The 22,835-nt window shown below is 34.5% G+C and carries 19 protein-coding genes; 1 reads left to right on the top strand and 18 read right to left on the bottom strand.

What is annotated here, in order from left to right:
- Positions 1-126: 126 nt before the first annotated feature.
- The 4 genes from BCR23_RS04540 to BCR23_RS04525 form a co-directional block, all read right to left on the bottom strand.
- Positions 127-1,290, bottom strand: coding sequence for a cation diffusion facilitator family transporter (locus tag BCR23_RS04540; protein WP_069634303.1), 1,164 nt, complete (start codon positions 1,288-1,290; stop codon positions 127-129).
- A 237-nt stretch (positions 1,291-1,527) separates the two neighbouring features.
- Entirely contained in the window at positions 1,528-4,194 is a 2,667-nt protein-coding gene (locus BCR23_RS04535; RefSeq protein WP_069634302.1) for a YhgE/Pip domain-containing protein, read from the bottom strand.
- Positions 4,195-4,433: 239 nt separating this feature from the next.
- Positions 4,434-4,661, bottom strand: coding sequence for a hypothetical protein (locus BCR23_RS04530; RefSeq protein ID WP_069634301.1), 228 nt, complete (start codon positions 4,659-4,661; stop codon positions 4,434-4,436).
- A 265-nt stretch (positions 4,662-4,926) separates the two neighbouring features.
- Positions 4,927-6,270 carry an FAD-dependent oxidoreductase gene (locus BCR23_RS04525; protein WP_069634632.1) on the bottom strand — a complete coding sequence of 448 codons (1,344 nt, stop codon included), beginning with the start codon at positions 6,268-6,270 and terminating at the stop codon, positions 4,927-4,929.
- A gap of 179 nt (positions 6,271-6,449) precedes the next feature.
- On the opposite strand from BCR23_RS04525, the gene BCR23_RS04520 reads away from it, so the two are divergent.
- Positions 6,450-7,931 (top strand): helix-turn-helix domain-containing protein, encoded by a 1,482-nt coding sequence (locus tag BCR23_RS04520; protein ID WP_069634300.1) that lies wholly within the window; start codon positions 6,450-6,452, stop codon positions 7,929-7,931.
- 221 nt (positions 7,932-8,152) lie between these two features.
- Here the strand turns inward: BCR23_RS04520 and lepB are convergent, their stop codons facing one another.
- The 14 genes from lepB to BCR23_RS04450 all read right to left on the bottom strand — a co-directional run.
- Positions 8,153-9,001, bottom strand: a complete 849-nt coding sequence (gene lepB, locus BCR23_RS04515) for a signal peptidase I (RefSeq protein WP_083241885.1) — start codon at positions 8,999-9,001, stop codon at positions 8,153-8,155.
- 354 nt (positions 9,002-9,355) lie between these two features.
- Complete coding sequence (locus BCR23_RS04510; RefSeq protein ID WP_069634299.1) at positions 9,356-9,766, bottom strand: LysM peptidoglycan-binding domain-containing protein; 411 nt, start codon at positions 9,764-9,766, stop codon at positions 9,356-9,358.
- 36 nt (positions 9,767-9,802) lie between these two features.
- Positions 9,803-11,155, bottom strand: coding sequence for a coiled-coil domain-containing protein (locus BCR23_RS04505; protein WP_069634298.1), 1,353 nt, complete (start codon positions 11,153-11,155; stop codon positions 9,803-9,805).
- 32 nt (positions 11,156-11,187) lie between these two features.
- Complete coding sequence (locus BCR23_RS04500) at positions 11,188-11,892, bottom strand: hypothetical protein (protein WP_069634297.1); 705 nt, start codon at positions 11,890-11,892, stop codon at positions 11,188-11,190.
- Positions 11,893-12,301: 409 nt separating this feature from the next.
- On the bottom strand, positions 12,302-12,682 hold the full coding sequence (locus tag BCR23_RS04495) for a type II toxin-antitoxin system PemK/MazF family toxin (RefSeq protein ID WP_069634296.1): 381 nt from the start codon (positions 12,680-12,682) through the stop codon (positions 12,302-12,304).
- 15 nt (positions 12,683-12,697) lie between these two features.
- Positions 12,698-13,816: an alanine racemase gene (gene alr, locus BCR23_RS04490; RefSeq protein ID WP_069634295.1), complete on the bottom strand. Its 1,119-nt coding sequence runs from the start codon at positions 13,814-13,816 to the stop codon at positions 12,698-12,700.
- 162 nt (positions 13,817-13,978) lie between these two features.
- Entirely contained in the window at positions 13,979-14,332 is a 354-nt protein-coding gene (gene acpS / locus BCR23_RS04485; protein ID WP_069634294.1) for a holo-ACP synthase, read from the bottom strand.
- A gap of 478 nt (positions 14,333-14,810) precedes the next feature.
- Positions 14,811-16,346 carry a degradosome RNA helicase CshA gene (gene cshA / locus BCR23_RS04480; RefSeq protein WP_069634293.1) on the bottom strand — a complete coding sequence of 512 codons (1,536 nt, stop codon included), beginning with the start codon at positions 16,344-16,346 and terminating at the stop codon, positions 14,811-14,813.
- A gap of 337 nt (positions 16,347-16,683) precedes the next feature.
- The gene (locus BCR23_RS04475) at positions 16,684-18,051 is read right to left on the bottom strand and encodes a UDP-N-acetylmuramoyl-tripeptide--D-alanyl-D-alanine ligase (RefSeq protein WP_069634292.1); all 1,368 of its coding nucleotides are present in this window, start codon (positions 18,049-18,051) and stop codon (positions 16,684-16,686) included.
- 119 nt (positions 18,052-18,170) lie between these two features.
- On the bottom strand, positions 18,171-19,247 hold the full coding sequence (locus tag BCR23_RS04470; RefSeq protein ID WP_069634291.1) for a D-alanine--D-alanine ligase: 1,077 nt from the start codon (positions 19,245-19,247) through the stop codon (positions 18,171-18,173).
- Between the two features lie 326 nt (positions 19,248-19,573).
- Positions 19,574-20,050, bottom strand: a complete 477-nt coding sequence (locus BCR23_RS04465) for a YaiI/YqxD family protein (RefSeq protein ID WP_069634290.1) — start codon at positions 20,048-20,050, stop codon at positions 19,574-19,576.
- A gap of 29 nt (positions 20,051-20,079) precedes the next feature.
- The gene (locus tag BCR23_RS04460) at positions 20,080-21,090 is read right to left on the bottom strand and encodes a DNA topoisomerase IV subunit B family protein (RefSeq protein WP_069634289.1); all 1,011 of its coding nucleotides are present in this window, start codon (positions 21,088-21,090) and stop codon (positions 20,080-20,082) included.
- A gap of 416 nt (positions 21,091-21,506) precedes the next feature.
- Complete coding sequence (locus tag BCR23_RS04455; protein WP_069634288.1) at positions 21,507-22,517, bottom strand: sugar kinase; 1,011 nt, start codon at positions 22,515-22,517, stop codon at positions 21,507-21,509.
- Positions 22,518-22,647: 130 nt separating this feature from the next.
- A partial coding sequence (locus BCR23_RS04450; RefSeq protein ID WP_141706695.1) for a KDGP aldolase occupies positions 22,648-22,835 on the bottom strand: 188 nt, incomplete at its 5' end.

Below are 22,835 nucleotides of genomic sequence, written 5' to 3'. Positions count from 1 at the left end.
ACATACCTATGTTAACATGTTAGGGAAGGGAGTTTTTTTCAAATTTTTAGTTAAAATAACTAATTTTAGATGTTTTTTGAGAAAAAACAAAAATAATTCACTTTTTTAATATAATTAAGATAACATTCATAACAAATAATTGTGATCAAATGTCACTTCAACTGTATAATCACCAATTTTTCTATAAACTTGTTCTTGAATACGTATTTTTAATTCTTGATCTGTTGCTTTAAAATCGTTTGGAACAACCAAATCAAACAATATACGAGGTTTCCCACCATGATGAACCAAACGAATATCATGACCTTTTAATTCGCTATTGATTCCTTTAATAATTTTTTTCAGTTCTTGATGAATGAACTGCTGTGTTTGATCGTACAAGTTTACTGGATCAATATGACAAACTAGATCAACACCTAATTGTTCTTTAAATTTATTCTCAATCTCATCTATCGTTTCATGAGCCTGCGTTAAATTCCAACGATCATCTATTTCAATGTGGACTGACGCAAATGTCTTATTGGGCCCATATTGATGGATCAATAAATCATGATAACCAACAATTTCTGGAACAGAAGATAGATATCCCTTCATTTCATCAATAGCTGCTTGATCGGGTCTTATTCCCATCAACTCATTCACAAATTCCCGAATCAACTGCAGACCGCTATAAATAATGTAACAAGCAATCAACAGCCCCACATATCCATCGATTTTAAGACCAGTAATCCCTTCTACAGATGCTGAAACTAAAACGGCAACCGTCGTATATACATCATTAAAACTATCTTTAGCGGTTGCAACCAACGTATTAGAATCAATTTTTTTAGCAACCCGTTGATAAAAAACACCTTGCCAAACTTTAATAAAGATAGAAACTAACAATACTATCAAGATCACTGGCGTCACTTTGATGCTTTGCGGTTCTATGATTCGATCGATCGATGTCATAAAAAATTGAAAGCCGACAAACGTAATCAACAATGAAACCAACATTCCACTAATATATTCAAAACGTTCGTGTCCATAAGGATGTTCTTTATCCGCTGGTTTCCCTGCTATATGAAAGCCCACTAAAGTCAAAACAGAAGAAATCGTATCCGATAAATTATTCATCGCATCTGCCATGATCGATACACTTCCTGAAACCAAACCAATCAATAACTTACTTACAAAAAGCAACATGTTAGATAATAAGCCGATAACTCCGGCAAAAACACCAAATGCTGTTCGAATATCTGATTTTTTTTGTTGTCTCTTTTCAAAATGATTAATTAAAACATTTATCATAACAATCCCTACCTCGTTTTAGCATTCTTAACACTATAAAATGATTTCAATTCTTTGTATAGTAAAACCTTTTGTTTTTTAGTGACTTTTTATTGTTTAGCACAACCCAAGTTGATTGATCGGAGATCTTTGTTTTTTTATTAGGTGCACCTTGAAGTCGTAACTTTAGCAAAAAAGATTGAAACATCCTTATAAAAGGACTGCCTCAATCTTTTTTATCTGATATATCACTTATCTTTAATGGAAAATACGACTTTCATGAGAAACATTTGCCAATTTTTTCGTCTTTTCTTCAATAAATGGATATAAGAAAATCCCTAATACACAGAAAACGATACTGATCATAGCTAAAATAATGATCGCTTTCCAAGCGTTCGGCCAATAGATTCCTCCAGCAGACTCCCTCAGTAAATTCACTGCATGGGTAAATGGTAAAAATGGATTAATAAATTGGAAGAATTTTCCAGAAACTTGGATGGGATAATTCCCTCCTCCTCCAGAAATGGAGAGAACTAAGATAATAATCGCAGCACCTTTACCTACATTTCCAAAAAGTCCTACTAGTACATACACCATCATCATAAAAGAAAAACCAATTAACAAGGCAAACAACACACTATAAACCGGTTGTCTTACGTCTACACCTAATAAGAAATAATTTCCTAGAGTAACAATCAAGGCTTGTGCCAACCCCATCACTAAGAAAGTCATCATTCTCGCAGAAAATTGTTCCCGTTTTGAATATTTCCCGCGGTCTTTTTCGTCTAGATAAAAATCAGTTGTAGCAACACTTGAAAATAAAACAGCTCCTACCCATAAACAAAGTGCTGTATAAAATGGTGTACTAGCAGATCCATTATTAGCAATTGGATAAATTTTATTCTCAGCAATTTCTACTGGTTTCGTAAAGAAGTCACTTTCAGCTGTAGCATCCATTTTAAGCAGTTTTATAACTTCGCCAAGGTCAACATCCTTTTCCCCTTTGCGAATTGCTTCTGCGGCTTTATGGAGCCCTGATTTGATATTTGGCCAGTCATTTTGGATTAAGTCATTCGCTTTATCCAAAGCGGCTTCCAGATCTGGCATTTTTTCGTTCACTGTTTTTAATGTACCAGTAATGTTTTCTTTAATTCCTGGATAGTCATTTTGAATGAACGAGGCAGCTAACCCTAATTTTTCTTGGATAACTGGTAATTCATTATTATATAAATCGGCTCCTTTATTAATGCCATTTACAATCGTATCCATATGACCGTTCAATAGAACATTCGCATCATGGATTTCTTGTTTGATTGCGGGTAATTCCGCTTGGTATTTTTCTAAAATTCCAATTGCGTTAGATACAGTTGCTTCCGTTGAACTTAGTAACGCAGCAAAATCAATTTGTTTTGCTTTATTCAGCAGATCTTGTGCCGTACTAATGGTGCTGATTAATTTAGTTAAAATATTATTGACCATTGTTGAAACTGCATCAACATCAATACTTCCAGCAGTTGCTGCAATATCATTTGCAGTATTTTGAATCGCTTCTAAATCGGCATCAGTAATTGCATTTACATCCAAACTATCAACTTTAGCTTTTAAAACTGAGATCATGTTGTTAACTGTATTCAGTTTAGCAATGGTCGGCTGTAACTCTTGATTTCCAGCAGCTTCTTGAATCTGAGTCATGGTTTGGATCAGTTGTTGAATGACAGCTTGTTGACGCCCTAAGCTATCAGATAGCTGTTGTTTTAATACTTCGCGTTCTTCTGGTGTCAAATGATTGTTCCGCAATTGCTCAACGACAGAGGCAACACTCGAACTAATGGTTGAAATTGCTTGGAGTGTTACTTTCATGCTACTAGTGATACCCGGCAATGCTTCTTGTAATTTTGCAGCACCTTCAGACGTTGCAGTTGCTAGACTGTCCGCTTGATCACCTAATTTTTGAATCTCCGGCAATGCACCTTGAACGCCTTGAATAATCAGCAAGCCTTGTTTTGCTTCATTTATTCCTTCATTCATTGTTTGTTCAACAGAAGCGAAATCTTCATCGATCATTGCTAATTGTTTACCAGCATTTTGGATTTCAGGTATTTTCTCCTGCAGTGTTAATATAACTTTCGCCTGCTCTTTGATGGTCGGCATTTTATCATTTAGATCGACTAGTTTTGCACCTAAGGCATCCACTTGAGGAAGGTATCCCACAAACTCATTGGCTTTACCTAATTTTGTTTTTAACTCGGGTATTTTTCCATGAAGTGCTACAACTTCTTGTGTATATTTATCAATTTGATTAATATTTTCATCTGTTGAAAGAATCATGTTTCTTACTTTTGTGATACTGACTAAATTAGAATCTAGATTATACCCAATTTCATTAAACACACTAACTAATGTACTGCTAGCTGTTTGAATAAATTGATCTGTGATTTGTGCTTGCAAAGAAGATGCGCCTTTGTCTGCAATTTTTGGTGCAATGGCATTAATCTTTTCATTGATTGAATAGTCTATTTTAGGCTTTGTGATCTCTCCAGTGGTAAAGCTTAATAGGTCTTTAGAAAAGTCTTTTGGTAAATAAATACCTGCATAGTACTTTCCAGATTTTACCCCTTTATCCAATTCTTGTTTTGAATCAACAAACTTCCAGCCTAACTGCTTATTTTCATGAAGATTTTTAAGCACTTCATCACCAATATTCACTTCTTTGCCTTTAAAACTTGCAGGTTTATCATCGCTATAAACTGCTATCGGCAATTCTCCTGTGTTCGCATACGGATCCCACAAAGCTTTGATATTGAACCATGCATAAAGCGATGGAATAATCATCAGTGCAATAATCAAAAACGTAGCGATTGGGTTTTTAAAAATGCGTTGCCAATCTAATTTAAATAACTTCAATGTATTTTTTATATGTTTCATTCTGTTCACCCATTCTTTTTAATGACTGATTTACTTTAGCATAACTTTTTTATCAATAACAAATGAAAAAACTGATTTTTGTCTATTTCTACGACAAGTTTCCTGAATTGTCGTAGAGATCTCAAAATATGTACTTACTATTACACACCAATTAAGTGATTTTCCACTATCAGCTCTTCCTGACACTCTAAAAAAGGCAAACTCATCCAAATGAATCAGCTTGCCTTTATTTTTTTAGCTTATAGTTTTGCTGAATAATCTGATACTACTTTTTTCACTTCATTAACTGAATCAGGATCTAAATAAGAAAGTGCTCTAGGGACCACACTCATAAGATACATCTTATCGAGTTTATCCGTTGATTTTCTTTCCATCAATTCTGCTAGCAAATGCTTCATGTCTTCTTGATGATCGGCTTTGGTTCGATCTATTATGAAGTCATAAAATTTCTTTTCTTCTGCTTTCATCGGCTATCCCCCCTAGAATTTTATTCTATTATAAGCTTAAATAATAATAAGTAGAAGTAATTTGCTTTTTTTTCAGATAATATTAAAATTGTACAAACAAGTCCTGAAAATAAAAAGCCCCACTAGACTTAAAACAACCGAGCAGACTTGAGCATCAATTCTATCCTCTTTTAAAGAAATTAGAAGAAGATAGAATGTCTTTTAATCATTCTTATGTCTAAACTTCTATTTAATAAATTTAACGTAAAACTATGTCATGAAACATTTATACTCTGTACTTTTCAATCAAAAATTCATATGCCGCTCGGCTGATAATATCCATTGGTTGATTAATTGCTGGATTAAAATAAAAATCCATCGTAACCAATTCTTCCAAACTTGTTCCTTTGTCGATTGCTAAAGATAGAGTGTTTATTGATTGTGTAATATCCTTTTCAGACATCAACTGACCACCGATCAACTTTTGGGTACCTTTTTCGAAGACCATTTTGATATGTACTTCTTCTTGCAATTCAAGATAAGGCAACTGGCATGGCAATGTTAAAAAAATACTTTCGACTTCAATTCCTTCAAATTTTGCTTCTATCTCTGTTAAACCTGTACTAGCAACATAGTTGTTGAAAATTTTAGTTGCTGTTGTTTTTTGAGTCATATTGTATTTCATTGGGTGACCCAATACGTTCACGGCTGCAACAGTGGCACTCCTTACAACATTGTTTACCAAAGGAATAAATGATTTTCGATAACTATTACGAACCGGATAAGCAATCACATCTCCTACTGCAAAAATATCAGGATCACTTGTCTGCATCTGTTCGTTTACACGAATCGTTCCATTTGCTTTTAAATCTAAGAATTCTTTTACTAAAGACGTATCTGGACGAGCATTCACTGCAACTATGACATAATCATTTCTGATTTCTTCGTTAGTTGTTTTCGTTATAAACATTTCTTCCTCAACATCTGAAAATCCAATAACACTTTCGTTCAGATGAAGAATTACTCCAGATTTTTTAATTTTTTCTTCAATAATTGAAGAAATTTCTTTTCCTAAATAACGAAAAAGCACTGAATCAGCACTTTCAATCAAATGAATTTCTTTTCCCAGATCTTTTAATGCATCACACAACTCTACTCCAATATATCCACCACCAACAATTGAAATAGATTTTGCTTTTTCCAATTTTTCCAACACTTCCACAGAACTAGGATAGTTTTTAAATACAGTAACTTTCTCTTTACTTGGCAGTGTTAGATTAGTAGAAAATTGGTTTGAACCTGTGGCAATAATCAATTTTTCATAGCTTACTTCATGTATTTTGCCTTGAGAATCTTGATAGACAATTATTTTTTGGTCTGGATTTATTGTAGTAACTGTAGCATTAAGTAACACATCTACACCTTTACCAATCAATTCTTCTGAAGTAAGATACCTTACTTTATTCAGTTCATCAACCATTTGATTCATTCTCAAAACAATCCCGCTTGACACAAAACTGACTTCACTTCTCTTATCAATTAAAATAACCTCAGTTTGAGAATTTAATTTTTTTAATGTTAATGCTGCCTGAAGACCGCCATGCGAGGCCCCAATAATTACTACTTTCACCAAGATTACTCTCCTTTCAATCAAATAAATCATCGTAAAAATCATATAAACAAAAAAACACTCTGTTTGGTTATATATAAATCAATTTTTTTAACATTAATACGTTACATATTTCTTTTTATAAGTTGCGTATTGCCATTTTCCTATGAATCAAGTATCCTTAAAGTGAGGTGTCTATTATGCTAAAACGAGATTTTTTAGAAAAGCCCTTCGATTATATGAATGATATACTATTATTTTTATACAACAATCAAGGCAATGCGACAAAAAATGAGTTAGTCAGTGAGTTTCAAATTAGCTTACCAACTTTGAATGAATATTTATCTTTCCTGCAAAGTTTTCTTGAAGAAAATAACGTAGATAAAGAAGTCGAAATAACTCTACAAGGTGAAAATATTTCTTTGAAAAAACACCCAACATTTCCATTAAAGAAAGTTGTTGTTCTTTTTCTAGAAAAATCAATTAAATTTCAAATGGTCAATCAGTTATTCACTAAAGGTGAATTGACCTGTGATTATTTTCAGCTGAATTATGCGATCAGTTCTGCAACCTATTATCGTAAAATTACTGAGTTAAATGAACTCCTAAAAGAATTTCATTTACAAATCAAACGTGGAAAACTGATCGGCGAAGAAAAGCAGATACGCTATTTCTTCTTTAGCTTCTTTTGGTTTCTTTTTGAAGATAAATCCAGTTTGGAAAAGGAAACCGCTAATCAATATCTAGGATTTGTAGATATTTTAAAAGAGTCTCTTAATCTAGCTTTTGATCCAACTGAAGTTCTTCAGATTAAATTGTGGATGAAAATTTCCTTCAGACGACTCACTACTGAATTCAATCCGGTCATCAGTCCAAATTACGATTATCCCGATCGGCCGTTATTTGAAGAAATTAATTTAGCCTTACATACATATATGAAAAAGATCGATCGTCCATATACTATTTACGAAGCGTACATGTTTTATGACTTCTTTTGTTCTTTGCATAATTTTTCGCCTAATTCTTCATTTGCATTCAGATTGGCGGAAAAACAACGCAGAGAAAGTTCTTATTTAAATTATATGAATAAAGTTATCTTAAAATATTTAAAACAACAAGGCTATTTATCAAGCTATGCTTCATCGGCTCGTTTGTTGTATATTGAAAATTTGTTATTTCAGCTACATTCTCAACTTTATTATTTTGATGGTTTCATCCTCCCTTTTGACAGCTGGACGATAAAATCAATCGTCAATGCACATCGGCATCCATTTTCGGGTAATGAAGTTTTTGAATTGATGGATATCGCTACAAAAAAGTTTGATCAAGATGGCGAAAAGGGCAGCTATAAAAATAAATTTACTGAGATTCACTATACAATTATTTTAAATCATATCGCTGAGCTAAACGAAGAAAAAATTGCAATTGGTGTCTATCATTCGTTGAATCCTTTTATTGGTGATTTAGTTATCCAACATTTAACCAATGTTTTAGGTCATAAATATCCTATTAAAGCAGAAGCTTGCAAAGAAGATAGCCACTACGATATACTACTGTCCAATATTTATAGTGAATCAATCTCTGAAAAACAAGAATTAGTCTATATCTTTTCAGATATCGGTAATAGCTATGATATGACAGAAATAGAAAAACTGATTATAAAACTGATTGACACAAGATGATTAGTACCTTATTTACGTATCACTAATTGAAATTATAACAGAGAACACCAACTGGATGTTCTCTGTTTTCTATGCACCCATTAAATTTAATGAGAATAGTCATAATTATATAGTAGCATACGTTCTTATTTTATTTTTTTTATTTTTTAAAATCCCCATAAAAATAATAACATTTTGATTTTTCTATAAAATAAAAAAACAATAAAAATCTATTGTTTTTTTTATTTTATCCATCCTATGTGATCAAACGGCGCAAATCTAAACGAAACTACCCCTTCAATCGCCTGGCCATCCACCAAACCAAAGGCTCTACTATCACTAGAGTTGTTTCGATTATCTCCTAATACAAAATAATGTCCCTTGGGAATTTTTTTCAGTTGTGACATTTGATCCAAAGACTCTTCTGATACATTTATTTTGATTGTTCCATCAGGTAATTCATTCGCAGCAGATAATTCCGATGCTTTGGGTAAGGATTCTGCCTGATGATTAATGAATAAATCGTTTCCTTCTGTCCACACTAGATCTCCTGGCATACCAATAATCCGCTTAACATATTGAAACTCACTTTTTACGGGTGGTTTAAATGTAATAACCTCATATCTTTTGGGTTCTTTTGTACGGCGAACGATAACCCTATCCCCATTTAATAATGTTGGTTTCATTGAGTCCCCATCTACCATGTGAGGAGACGTGTTTAAGATGAAGAAAAAAACAAATACTGCAAATATCACTATTGGAAACATAAATTTGATGATTTCAATGATATTTTCTTTTCTTTTTTTCTTCTTTCTTTTTTCAAATTCTTCTTTCGATAACTTTTTCTTTTTTCTTCTTTTATTGGAAGGAACAGATTTTCTGACTAACTCTTCCTTAGGTCTTGATTTGATAGTACGGTCTTCTCTTACTGAACTCACTCGTTCTCTTGGTTCCGGTCGTTTCTTTTTAGCTAAAGAGTTAGATTGCGAGTTTTTTCTCTTTTTATTTTTACTTTTTGTTTTTTTAGTATTATTAAATTTCCTTTTTAATTGTCGTTTTAGCAGTCTAAAACGTTCGTTTATTTCATCCATGGCACACCTCAATCATCATACCGATTAATACTCTTAATTAAGAATAACAGACTACTGTGAAATTTTCCATATAAAACCCATTGGAAATATCCAGTATTAATTCCTACATTACTACCACTAACTGGACTTTTCAGCATCTTTTAAAGTATCTTTTAATTTTTATACACTTCTTTAAACATGTCAATAATGATCTTATTCGATCAACTTAACCTTACGTGCATTCTTTCGGATTTAAAAAAGCGAGTGGCACAAAACTTTGAAAAAGTTCTGTGCCACTCGCCAAACATCCATTGAACATCTAACGAAAAGTGCAACGTTCTATTTCATCTTAGCAACTTAACAATGCGTATCTGCTCAATCAAATACTAATTCTTGTCCTTCAATAATGACACCACTACTAAGCTGATTCTTATTCATTAACGTTTGAACCGACTGGCCTGAGTCTTGAGCAATCTCCCATAACGTCTGACCGTCTTTTACAATGTATACTTCCTTAGGTGCTTCACTGTTCTTGTTCTCAGCAGAAGAAGTAGAAGTACCCTCAGCGGTTGTTTCTCTTTTAGGGGGATCTATTTCCTGAACTGACGGTACAACGGGCGCTGGTGGTGGTGCATCAGCGCCAACACCTGCAGTTGGTACCGAAACAGCTCCGCCTGCTGATGCGCCTAAAACAACTGAATCAGAAATAGAGTAAATAGCAGTACTAAACAATATTGTCGAAAAAATCAACAAGACAGAGTATTTTTTATTGATTCGTTTTTTCATATTGTTCTCCCCTTCATTTGGCGTATAGTAAGTGAATTAGTTTCCAGTTTTATCTAAACGTGATAGCTTGCTTAAACGTTCTTCTAACTCACGATAAATTGTCATTACTTCATTCTTAGATTCTTCTACTTCATTAGAGATATTTTTCGCACGGTTACCAATATTTAGCATTTCAAGCTCTGCTGAATTAATCATATGCTTCGCTTCAACTTGTGCTTCACTGATAATTCTATTTGCTTCTTTCTTGGCAGAAACCATTACTTCACCGATTTCTTGTTGTGATTTCAAGGCTTCTTCTTGTAATGATTGATTTTTCAATAATAAATCATTGATTTGTTGTTTCGCCTGCAATAGTTCAGCTAATTGATTTCCAGAAGCTTCACCTGTTGCTGACATATTACGCATTGTTTCTAGTTCTGCATTTAAACTCTCTAGTTCTTCTTCTTTTTCTTTATAGATACTTCTTAGTCCAGCTAATTCAGATTCAAAGACATTTTTTTGAATAGAATATTTATCATTCAAACCTTGGATACGGCCTAGATTAATTTCTAATTCGCTCTTATCTTTTAAAACTGTTTCTAATTCTTTCTTCAAGCCTTCAACACGGCTATTATCAACAGAAACATCGCTATTTGTTGCTAATGAAATCTCTTTGTCTTTTAATTCTTGATTTTCTTGTTGTAGTTGGCGCATTTGTTCTTGAAGAACAGAAAGTTTTTGTGTCAACTCTTGATTTTCTTTATCAGTAGTTTGAAGTTTTTCATTCAATGATTCTAATTCCATCTTCACCGTCTCCAATGCTTCTTGTTTTTCTCCGATTGATCCTCGGGCTGCTAGATCAGCTTGTAGTTGTTGTATCTCTTTTTCTTTTTCTAGAATTTGCATTTCTAACGCTTTGTCTTTTTCAACAAGCGCTGTCTCAAGATAAGCAATCTGTTCTTGACCACTGATATTCTCTTTTTTCAGTTCTGCTATTTGTGTCTTCAAACGATTGATTTCTTCTGTGGAATCTGCTGATTCATTGGCATCTTCTAATTCAAAAATTTCTGTTTCTTTTTGATTTAGTTGTGTCGCTAATTCATCATTCTTCTCTTTTAATCGTTCAAGTTCATCTTGATTGCTTTCAACTTTGATTACTAATTGTTTATTTTGTTGAGATAAGCGGAAATTTTCTTCTTTATTTTGTTCGAACTCAGATTCTTGCATTCTGTATTCTTCGATTAGTTCTCTTAAACGAGTAATTTCTTGTTCCTGTTCTGCTACCAAACTGCTATTGTTTGCTGTTACAGTAGTTCTTGGTTGCTCACTCTCCGTATTAAAATCAACATCCTGTGATAATTCTTCTTCGGAAACCTCGTTAATTTTCTTAATTAACCGTCTCTTTGCCATACTTTTTACACCCCGTCTTTTATTTCTCTACTCTATTTGTCTAATACTACTTTTTCTAAGTTACCGTCTTTCGACTCTCTTGAATAAACCGTTGACTGTTTAGATAATTTGTTTGTTTTATCTCGATATGTAAAGTTAAAATCAATCATTGTGATTTCTTTTACTGGTTGCAACTCTTTGATAAAGGTTTCAATATTTTTCCCAGCTGTTTGAAAGTCACTAAATGTCAAAGCTGTTGGAAACACCGAAACTGTCAAGGTTTCCGTTTTTTGGCTGATTATAATTGCTACATTTGCCTCTCCAAAAAAAGGCTGCCAATCTCTTAAAAGTTGAAGTTCGTAATTATCTAAAGCTTGTGCATCTCGGCTTTCTACCACTTTTTTCCAAGGGAATTCTGCCAATTTCAATGTATTTTCTTTATAGCTCTCAATTTCAGCGCCAGAAGAAGCTCCTCCTCTGGCATCCTTGATCTCTTCAATCTTCAATTCTAAATCTTTATTGTCTTTTCTTAAACTATCTTGATTGTAAAGTACGCCAAAAAGTATTAAACAAAAAATAATTGCTGCAATCATTAAAAACAACAATGACCGGCTATTCTCTTGATACTTATAAAAATTAATCTTGCGCTTCATTTTTGGACTATCAGAATCTAAACTCTCTAGCTGGAATCGAACATACAACTGATAACTGAAGAAAAGAAACAGTATTACAACTAATACAAACATGAAAATCGTCATCAAATATAAACTCCTTTATCCCTTAATAAAAAAACACTAAATATATCTACTTTTTTGAAAGTTATTCACTTTCCACCCAATTATACATAGTTTATTGTAACATTACGTTGCGTTATTGCCAACTTTTTTTTATAAAAGCGAGTAAAAGTCAATAAATTCACCATGTCATTCAGTAAATTTTAGCATTTTTTTATTATTTTAACCAAGAAAAGCAATTTATACAGTGTAGATTTTCTATCTCTATTTCTTGTTATAAGTTTTTTTGTTATTTTAGTATCAAATAACAAAAATCAGTAGTCTATAAGTAGTCAACAAAATGATACTTTGTACTATTCCATTGAATCAAACAATTATTCTTCACAAAACTGTAAGACTTGTTCTATGTGTTCAATTAAATGTCCCGATACACTTAACGATATGTACCTAGATTTTCTTCTTCTAACTCCGCTTCCAGAATTCCCACGCTGACGCCTAGCGCCCTATTTACAGAGTCCATAATATCTATGCTTAGATGACAAACTTTTTCTTTTAAACGTATTTTATCGATGGTTCGAATTTGTTCTAATAAAATGACAGAATCACGTTCAATTCCAGTTTCTTCCGAATTAATTCCTATATGTGTAGGCAATTTTGGTTTTGCCATCTTTGCCGTAATTGCAGCTACAATGATGGTTGGACTAAAATGATTACCTAAATTATTTTGTATGACAAGTACTGGCCGTACTCCCCCTTGTTCTGAGCCTACAACAGGGGATAAGTCTGCAAAATATATGTCACCCCTTTTGACCATTTGAAACCTCCTATTCTATTTGTATTCTCTGGGCAGACGTTCGGAAAACATACATGCCACTTCGTAGTGGATTGTTTCCAACTTATCTGCTACCATCTGCATCGTGATATTTTCTCCATGATCGTTCCCAATTAGCGTGACTTGTGTTCCAACATTTACTTTTCTCGGTAACCGAATCATACATTGATCCATACAAATTCTTCCGATAATTTCACATTTTTCACCATTAACAAGTACTGAAAATCCTTGCAAATGACGTAACCAGCCATCTGCGTAACCGATCGGTACAATACCTATCCATTCGTTTTCACTCGTTGTATAGGTATGCCCATACCCTATTCCTTCTCCTGGTGGAAGTTCCTTCACTTGAATCAATCTTGAAACTAAGCTCAAAGCAGGTTTTAATGGATAAACTTCCGGCAACTCATGCCCAGATGGATTTAGTCCGTACATCCCTATACCAAAGCGAATCATATTCCCTATGCTTTCAGGATGCCAAAGTGCTGCAGCACTATTGCTTACATGGACATATTTAGGCAGTTCATTCAGCACAGCCAATACTGCTTGAAACCGTCTGTTTTGTTTTTCAAAATAGCTTGCATCTTTTTCATCTGCTGCAGAAAAATGAGTAAATAAGCCTTCCCAAATAAATTTCTGTGATGTTTGCACTAATTCGACTGCTTGCTTTGCGCCCTCAGGTGTAATAAACCCAATCCGCCCCATACCTGTATCAACTTTTATATGTACTTTTAATGGTTCCTGTGTTTCTATATGGCCTAAATAATCGATTGCTTGTTCCAACCATTCTTGAGTTGCTACCGTGACGGATAGATCGTATTTTAGTAACAAATCTATGTACGAAACATCTACGATACTTAAAATGAGTATTGGTTCTGTAATACCAGCCTCTCGTAGCTCTATTGCTTCATCTACGATTGCTACACAAAATCCTGTAGCGCCTCCCTTGATAGCTGCTTTTGCAGTTTGAACCGCTCCATGTCCATAACCATTCGCTTTAACTACAGCAAACAATTCTGTTCCTTGCGGCATTCGTTTGACTTCATTACGAACATTTTCCTGAATTGCCTGTGTGTCGATTACTAACTTTGTGGGACGATGCCATCCTACCGCCATATATGTCCTTCTTTCTTAAATAGCCTGAGCAGAATCAGTCAAATCAACTTATAACAATTATAGCCTAGCTTTATTAATTGATTTTTGATTAACAACTTCTTTCTCAATTTCTATTCAAATTTAGTAGATAAAACAAAACTATTTTTGTAAGTTCCTATTCCTTTAGGGAGTTTCCAAAATAATTTGAGCAACTGCAAAGGTATCTGTATGTGAGATGGAAACAAACACCTTACCGTCATGAGGAGATTTTGTAACCGTTGGCGCTCCACTGTCTTCTTTCAAAATTTCCACATCTTGCAACCCTACATTTCCAATACCTGTACCCCAAGCTTTAGAAAAAGCTTCCTTACAAGCAAAACGACCTGCCAAAAATTCTACTTGACGTTTATGCGGTAAGTTTTGAAAAATTGCATATTCTTTATCGGTAAGAACCCTTTTTATAAAAGAAGACTTATTTATAATAATTTTTTCTATTCTTGAAAGTTCTACCATATCTATACCAATTCCTTTTATCATTCTCCCAAGCCCTCTTTTTTATTTTATAAATTACTCTTATTCTATCAAATTTCAGCAAATTTTCCACATAATAATGTAAAAATTAATAAAAAGCTGAATTTGTTGCTGAAGCTACACTAAATATAAGGCTAAACTAGCTAGTTTAGCCTCGAAAAAAAAACAAGAAACTATAATCTTATTTCAATCAAGTTTTATCTTTTTTCCAAAGATCTAGTCGGTAAGGAGATTAAACCAAAGAAAAGGTATGAGACAAAAGTAAAAATCACTTTTGCCTCATACCCTAACTGCGACTAAACGCTGGGAGCACAAGCAATCTCTTCGGAAAGAAGCCTAAATTCACAAAAATTTGAAGAATACTTTTTGCGGATTCCTTCTTACTTCTCGGGATTTAACGCTTCTGTCCCAACCTCTCGTCTAAATCTACATAAATATGATGTAGAAACAAGTTAACTCTTGTTTCTATTTTTTTATGAATTTATTAATTTGAGTTATCTCTAATAACAAAGCTGCGCTTTTTATCGTTGTGGCGTTTTGCTGAACGGTTGTCTTTGCTCTTATTGAAGCCGCCACCGTTTCCGCCTGTGCCTTTGTTATTTTTATTACCACGGTAGCCACCACCACCGCTCTTATTACGATTACGGCTGTTTCCACCGCCGCCGCTGCGATTATTTTTGTTGAAACCTTTTTTATTAGATGGCAAAGGTCGTTCTGGTGTAATTTTAACCGGAACAGCATCTGATGGATCTTTAGAAATAGTTTTTAGTAGTAATGCTGCTAAATCTTCAGCAGAATATTTTTCTAAAAGATTTTCAGCAGATGGCAAGTAGTTTTCTAGACCATTTTCTGCTAATTTTTCTTCAACGGTTTCAATAGCTGCACCTAATTGTCCTTTAAATGCTTCTTTTTCACTTGGCGGACGTAATGGTGTCATACGTTTTTTCGTTAATTCTTCAATAACATGAAGGTAGCCCATTTCATTAGGTGTGACGAAAGTAACAGACATTCCGCCTTTTCCTGCACGACCAGTACGACCGATACGGTGAACGTAGCTTTCTGGGTCTTGTGGAATATCGTAGTTGTAGACGTGTGTCACGCCTGAAATATCTAATCCACGTGCCGCAACATCTGTAGCTACTAAAATATCTAAATTACCATTTTTAAATGAACGTAAAACGCTCATACGTTTTTGCTGTGATAAGTCTCCGTGAATTCCTTCTGCTTTGTATCCACGTGCTTCTAAACCACGTGCCAACTCATCTACACGGCGTTTTGTACGACCAAAAACGATTGTTAGTTCTGGTGTTTGTACATCTAACAAGCGAGTCATGATGTCGAATTTCTCAAAATCTTTTGAGCGCACATAGTATTGATCAATTAAATCAGCAGTCATTTCTTTTGCTTTGATCTTCACATGTTCTGGATCTTTCATGAATTTCACGCCGATATTTTTGATTGCAGGCGGCATTGTTGCTGAAAATAGTAATGTTTGACGTTTTGCTGGTATTTTAGAGATGATCTTTTCGATATCTTCTAAGAATCCCATGTTTAACATTTCGTCTGCTTCATCTAAAACTAATGTTTCGATTGTTTCTAGTTTTAGTGTACGGCGATTGATGTGATCTAGTAAACGTCCAGGTGTTCCTACAACAATATGTGGATTATCTTTTAGTCCGCGAATTTGGCGACCAATATCTGCTCCACCGTATACTGCTTGAACACGAATTTTTTTATCGCGTCCTAAACGGTATAATTCTTCTTGTGTTTGGATCGCTAATTCACGTGTTGGTGCAATTACGATTCCTTGTAATACACGGTTTGATGTATCGATTTTTTGCAACATAGGCAAACCAAAAGCAGCTGTTTTACCAGTACCTGTTTGAGCTTGTCCAATTACATCTTTTCCTTGTAGCGCTAGAGGGATTGTTTCCTCCTGAATTGGTGTTGCTTCTTCAAATCCTGAACGTTCGATCGATGCCAATAATTCTGTTTCTAAGCCAAGTTCTTTAAATTTCAAATGATATCCTCCTAAATAGTGTTTGTTCCAGAAGAAATTTTTTTCTTCTTAAATTGTGTTACAGGTGATTTGACTTTCACTAATTTCAAAAATGTTCATGGTGCTCAAAAAACCTTCAACATAGGTTTATTTTATTTTCTCATTAGTGTTACCGAAAAATCCACCTTATGAAGCTACAGGCACTAGAAAAGCCAAACGACTTCGTTCAGCTTTTTTAATCTTTATATTCAATAGAGTATTCTCATTGAATGAGACAATCTATTTTTTTACTTCGATCTTTCGGCAATAGGTTATTTTAGCATAGTTTTATATTTTCAGCAAGTTTTATGAAAACTTGTTAACTTTCAAGTAGTTCTGCCACAACATCCTTTAATCCCATCCCGTTACTTGCTTTTAAAACGACCATATCAGCAGGTTCCAGAAGTTTTTTTAAGGTGTTTATTAACTTGTCTTTCTCTTCTTTATTGAAGTAATAAAGCTGTTTTTCCGAGTATTTTTCTTTCAGAATTTGATATAAAGTTTTCATTTCACTCCCATATAAAATAACTTCTGAAATTTCATCTGGATTCAAATGCTCACTGACAGACCCATGCATAGAAGCCGAATCTGGTCCAAGTTCAAGCATATCACCTAACACCGCAACCCGTTTTCCTTGTGTGGACATTTGACTAAAGCTATCCAGCACTAAATTCATTGCTGTTGGATTGGCATTATAAACATCACTTAAGATTTCGATTCCTGTACTTGTTTTTAACCACTCCGTGCGATTCTTAGTCAATTCAAAATCAGCTAATCCGTTTTGGATTTTTTCTTCAGGGATCTTAAGCCATTGACCAATACTGATAGCAATCAAGGCATTTCCCACATTGTATTTACCTGGAACTGGAATCGTAAATATTCTAGTTGATCCTTTGATTTTAAAGGTCGTCTGCTCTTTTTGAGCTTCAATGATCTCTGCTTGACAGTCAGCCTGCTCAAAACCAAATGTTTTGATGGTTTGCGGTAATCCTTTTGTCAACGGTACTAACAACGACTCTTCGGCAGGTATGAGCAGTAATCCCTCATCAGAAAGTCCAGTAACGATTTCCATCTTAGCTTTAGCAATTCCTGCTCTAGAACCAAGGTTTTCAATATGTGCTTCACCAATCATAGTAATTGCAGCTACGTCAGGCTGAGACAATTTTGATAGAAAATCGATTTCATTCGCATGATCCATTCCCATCTCTAAAATAAGTTTTTCTGTTTCATCCGGCATATGTAAAATAGTATAAGGTAAGCCGATGTCATTGTTATAGTTTCCTTGAGTCTTGTAAGTTTTAAACTGTTGAGCTAAAACCGCTTCTGTCATGTCTTTCGTGGTTGTTTTACCGTTACTTCCTGTAATTGCAATCACTGTAGGCTTCATCTTCTGTAAATAGTAAACAGCTAAATCCTGCATCGCTTTTAAAGTATCTGTTACTTGTAAAATCGGTAATTGGCTAGGTGGAACTTCTAGTGCACTCCAAAATGCAGCTCCAAGGCCTCTTTCCATAGCATTTTTAATAAATGAATGACCGTCATTTTCACCTTTTAACGGAACAAATAAATTCCCTTGTGTAATTAAACGGCTGTCAAATTCAATACCAGTCAAATCAAAATCTTCCCACTGTTTCCAATTGTTGGTAGCTTTTGTCGCTTCAGCTACTTCCCAGAAAGTTAAGTTCATTGGTTTCTCTCCTTTTAAACATAAAATAACTTTTCTAATCAAATAATTTCTATAAGGCGGCTAACCATAAAAGGGCTGAGACAAAACTTCTAATGTTTTGTCTCCTCCCTTTCGATAGTCTATCTTTCGTAAAAACTTTGTCTTTGCTTAAAACGATTTAAAGCTAATTGAATCAATTCTTCGATTAAATCATTATATTTTAAGCCCATATTTTCCCATAACAACGGATACATACTGAACTCTGTAAACCCTGGCATTGTGTTCAACTCATTTAAAAACAATTCGTTTTTACTAGTTAAAAAGAAGTCACATCGACTTAAGCCACTGCCATCTAAAATAGTATATGCTTTTTTAGCATATTCTTGTGCTTTTTGATGTACCTCATCTGGTACTTCTGCTGGAATCTGCATCGTAATTTGATTATCGATATATTTTGAATTGTAATCATAAAAATCAACATCTTTAACGATTTCCCCTGGTAATGTTGTTCTTACGTCCTCATTACCTAAAATGGCTACCTCAATTTCCCGTGCTTCGATACCTTGCTCAACGATTGCTCTAGAATCATAACGATAGGCTTCTTCTAAGGCATTTTGCAATTCTTCACGATTTTCAGCTTTACTTATTCCAACACTGGAACCCATGTTAGCTGGTTTAACAAAAACTGGATAAATCAATGATCCTTCGCATTGTTCAAAAACTTTTTTAGGATTTTCCTTCCAGTTACTTTTTAGTACGGGAACATAAGGTACTTGAGGAATTCCAGCTGTTTGTAGTAGGTATTTTGTCATGATTTTATCCATTGCATTCGCACTTGCTAAGACACCTGCACCCACATAAGGGAGTCCTAATGTTTCTAAAAATCCTTGGATCGTTCCATCTTCACCATTAGGTCCATGCAGCACAGGGAAAACGATCGTATCTTCTTCTTTAATTTCACAAGGCATGATCACCTTACCTGTAAATTCTCCCCATTTATCTATTTCGCCACTATCAGACCAAGTTAACTTAAGAACATCTGCACTTTCTGGTTTTTCGGATAGAAGTGGACCTTTGACCCACTCACCTTCTTTACTGATAAAAACCAATTGGACTTGGTAGTAATTATAATAAATCGCATTTAAAACGGAATAGGCAGACAATATAGATACGTCGTGTTCTTCACTTCTCCCACCATATAGCAATGTAATCTTCAAATGCTTTTCCTCCTAAATTTTAAAGTGTGACAAGCTCATTCAGCTTCGACTGAAAAATAGGAACTAGGACTGAAATACGCTTTCCTCATTCTTATTTTATCTTTTTTCAAAGACAACGCCTGTAGAACTAGATAACACCATTACTATTATTGTTGTATCCAATAGAAAAATTCAAAATAGCTCTTTCATATTTTAGCATAAAAGTTTTAGTCCGAATAGAAACAAATAACGAAATAGAGGAAAAAATTCCACTTCGTTATTTTTTCAAACGAGAAGAGTGTTTTAAATTACCAAAAAAATGACCTTTATTATGAAAAAACAGACATTCATTTTAGGATGTCTGATTCTTCGTTTGGCTCGTTTACTTCTTTGAGTAATACGATAAGCTTCTCTTTGAACTTTTCGCGGTCGGCCTGTGTAAAAGCTTTAGGCCCTTTGGTATGACCACCACTCTTGCGAACCTTCGCACTAAAATAGCGTTGCTCCAATAATCCGGCAATATTCTCTCTTGTATATTCATAGCCCAGTTGATGCAAGACTCGTACACCTTTAGGAAGTACTAGAGAGGCGAGTCCATAATCTTGTGTCACTAAAACATCACCGCTTCTAATCAACTGAACAATCTTATAATCGGCTGCATCTGCTCCTTTGTCCACGTATACAAAAGAAACGTTTTTAGGATATTCTTTCATAGAATAATGATCAATACTTGTCACAATCAACACATTGATTGAATAAGCAAGAGCTATTTCAATAGTACTTTCTTTCACTGGTGAACCATCACCATCTATAAAAATTCTCATAGCTGCACCTTTCAGTCATTATCGATATTTTAATTTAAATACCAAGCAGGATGACGTTTCAAGAATGTCGAAACTTCCCCAAATACGGCTTCTTTTACGATCTTATATAATTCTGGATTTCTGATTTTCTTTTTGATAGCTCCTGTGTATCTCGGTCGTTTGACTTTAATCGAAAGAACCATATCAAACCGTTCATCAAAATTATCTGTCGTAAGATATTTCAGACGGTTCGTTTCCTCAAGAAATTGATTGATTGCCTCTACTGTTCCTTGAACAAAGCCATCAAAATGCGTTCCGCCATCAGACGGTAAATGTCCGTTTACAAAACTATCTTTGACACTAGTTGAACCGTTTTTGGATATGACTGCTTGGATAGACACACCTTCACTGACAGTATTGATGATCAATGGTTGACCACTTCGTGTGATACTATCATCCTTTTGGAATATATAATCTACCAGTCCTTGCTCATAGTAGAAATAATTTTTTTGTTTTTTACCATCAGTTAATGAGATGGTTAAACCACTGTTTAGCATGGCCAATTCTTGACAACGATTAAACAAAACGAAGTAAGATAATGGTTTATTGCCAAACAACGTTTCATCTGGGGTAAATGCTAATTCAATTCGTTGCCCTTCATCTTCTGACGGAATCAATGCTTTTTTATTCAATTGTCCATTTTGATAAATCTGAATCGTTCTTTTCCCCAATTTTTCTATCCCAAAGCCCAACTGTTCAGACAATGCGTTAACGACAGAAAGAAAAAGATAAGGAGGTGTATATTGCTCTGTCGGACTTTTATCTAAAAACAATCCTTTTTTACTAAAAAAAGAAAAAATAAATTGCTTCTCTGAAAGTTCGATCGAAAGTTCCGCTTGCTTCATATCAACTGCCAACTGCAGTAAATTATCCAATACTAATAATACCATGCTTTCCAAACCAGTCGGACCAATTCCCCCAATGTACATACTTGGTCGTTTTCGAATACTATCTTTTAAAACATCATCGTCTAGCGCTTTCCAAATATTTTCATCGGTCATGTTGATCTCCTCCTGTATACAGACTTATTTTCCTGATATTAAACTTATGAATGCAATCCTAGTAATAACTTACTAAGCATAACAATTTATCTGATCTGCGTAAATGTTTTATCTAAATTTACTTATCTCCCCTATTATAAAGAAAAACAAGCCAGAACGAAAGAGGTTGAGATAAAGACTTTGAAATTCAATCAATTAGGCTAAATTCAGCAAATATTTAAAAAGCCATCCTCAATTGCTCAGAGGCTAGCGTATGTTTTTATAAAACCCGTTGTACCTTATAATCTAACAATCAATGTTTAATTAAGTTCTGCTACAATAATGCTATCAGAATTAACAGAAAAAACCAAAAAAAGACGCATTTTGACTAATATCATCAAAATTGCATCAATTTTTTATTCACTTATGGAACTCTTCTAGCGAATGATATCAACTGTTGGCTGTTCCATCATATGTCTGACTTGTTCGATCGTCGTCAGGGGTACATCTCCTTGAATTGTATGAGCTAAAACGCCGTTAGCTGTCGCAAACTCTACTGTTTCCATTAACGACCACTCATCACTATAACCCAACAATATACCTGCTGCATAGCCGTCTCCTGCACCAATTCGATCTAAATTAACAACTTCCCTTGGTTCCGCCTGAACGTAGGTTTCTGCGTCAAATAAAAATCCAACTAAATAATGTTTATCCGCTTCGCTTCGACGAATCGTTCCAGCAAAGCTCTCAATTTGGTACTTATCCATAAATCGATGAACCAACTCTTCAAATTGTTTAGAAGAGTCCAAAGATTCATTAACAGGCATTTCTAATAGGTCAGTTAAATCACGTTGGCTTCCAAAAACTAAGTCACAATAGGGTAATATTTTTTCATATTGTTCCTTCATAAACGAAATATCATGATCCTCATTTAAGCTAGGACGAAAATTAAAATCAAAACAAACCTTCTTCCCTTTTTCATGGGCTTTTTTAGCTAAAGTAAAAGCGGCATCACGAGTCGCCTCCGTTAAGCTTAATGAGATTCCACAAATATGCACTAAATCAAATTCCTCTAAAAACGTATCAAAATCATAACTTGAAGCATTGCTCACACCAAATGAACTATTCCTACGATTTTGATAAGTTACTTGAGTTGGTCTTGGCCCAAATCCCATTTCAGCGAAATAAGAGCCAATATGATCACCAGCGACTCCAACCCATTGATCTTGAATTCCCAACTGACGCATACTTGCCTTGGCGGCTTGTCCTAAACGATTATCAGGAAGATTTGTTATCAAACTTGTTCGACAGCCAAAATGAGCTAAATTACTTAAAATGTTTACTCCCGTACCAGTGAAGTCCAAACGCAATTCTTTGGTTTGTTCTAACATCAGATATTCTGGCGGAGTCAAACGCATCATTATTTCACCAAAAGCTGCAATTTTCATTATGATCCCTGCCTATTTCTAGCTTCACGAGCTGGCACTTCGGAAAAAAGACAAAAACTGAAGGAGGCAAAAAGCGCCTCAGTCAATTTTTCCTATTTTTCTGTCAATGCAGAACGAGCTCATTCAGCTTTTATTTTTTCAATGTGTTTTTCATCATTCCAAGCAATGTTTTCACGTCTTCTGGTCTGGTATCTCCTGTTTCTGAATCAATGATTGAGCTGTATACGTGTGGAATGATTTTTTTCACGCCTGCGTCTACTGCGATTTGAACGATTTCTTCAAAGTTCTCTAAATCAATTCCTCCTGTTGGTTCTAGGT

This window comes from Enterococcus quebecensis, assembly GCF_001730365.1.
Lineage (GTDB): Bacteria > Bacillota > Bacilli > Lactobacillales > Enterococcaceae > Enterococcus_L > Enterococcus_L quebecensis.
Note: the sequence above shows the minus strand (reverse complement) of the source record. Positions and strands in the feature narration are given on the sequence as shown.

What these genes read in the sequence shown, in the direction of transcription:
- BCR23_RS04465 (WP_069634290.1), bottom strand. Translation starts at nt 20,050, where the DNA reads ATGAGAATTTTTATAGATGGTGATGGTTCACCAGTGAAAGAAAGTACT.
- BCR23_RS04500 (WP_069634297.1), bottom strand. Translation starts at nt 11,892, where the DNA reads ATGACGATTTTCATGTTTGTATTAGTTGTAATACTGTTTCTTTTCTTC.
- acpS (WP_069634294.1), bottom strand. Translation starts at nt 14,332, where the DNA reads ATGATAAAAGGAATTGGTATAGATATGGTAGAACTTTCAAGAATAGAA.
- BCR23_RS04530 (WP_069634301.1), bottom strand. Translation starts at nt 4,661, where the DNA reads ATGAAAGCAGAAGAAAAGAAATTTTATGACTTCATAATAGATCGAACC.
- BCR23_RS04535 (WP_069634302.1), bottom strand. Translation starts at nt 4,194, where the DNA reads ATGAAACATATAAAAAATACATTGAAGTTATTTAAATTAGATTGGCAA.
- BCR23_RS04505 (WP_069634298.1), bottom strand. Translation starts at nt 11,155, where the DNA reads ATGGCAAAGAGACGGTTAATTAAGAAAATTAACGAGGTTTCCGAAGAA.
- BCR23_RS04455 (WP_069634288.1), bottom strand. Translation starts at nt 22,517, where the DNA reads ATGAAAATTGCAGCTTTTGGTGAAATAATGATGCGTTTGACTCCGCCA.
- BCR23_RS04510 (WP_069634299.1), bottom strand. Translation starts at nt 9,766, where the DNA reads ATGAAAAAACGAATCAATAAAAAATACTCTGTCTTGTTGATTTTTTCG.
- BCR23_RS04540 (WP_069634303.1), bottom strand. Translation starts at nt 1,290, where the DNA reads ATGATAAATGTTTTAATTAATCATTTTGAAAAGAGACAACAAAAAAAA.
- BCR23_RS04495 (WP_069634296.1), bottom strand. Translation starts at nt 12,682, where the DNA reads ATGGTCAAAAGGGGTGACATATATTTTGCAGACTTATCCCCTGTTGTA.
- BCR23_RS04520 (WP_069634300.1), top strand. Translation starts at nt 6,450, where the DNA reads ATGCTAAAACGAGATTTTTTAGAAAAGCCCTTCGATTATATGAATGAT.
- alr (WP_069634295.1), bottom strand. Translation starts at nt 13,816, where the DNA reads ATGGCGGTAGGATGGCATCGTCCCACAAAGTTAGTAATCGACACACAG.
- BCR23_RS04475 (WP_069634292.1), bottom strand. Translation starts at nt 18,051, where the DNA reads ATGAACTTAACTTTCTGGGAAGTAGCTGAAGCGACAAAAGCTACCAAC.
- lepB (WP_083241885.1), bottom strand. Translation starts at nt 9,001, where the DNA reads ATGGATGAAATAAACGAACGTTTTAGACTGCTAAAACGACAATTAAAA.
- BCR23_RS04460 (WP_069634289.1), bottom strand. Translation starts at nt 21,090, where the DNA reads ATGACCGATGAAAATATTTGGAAAGCGCTAGACGATGATGTTTTAAAA.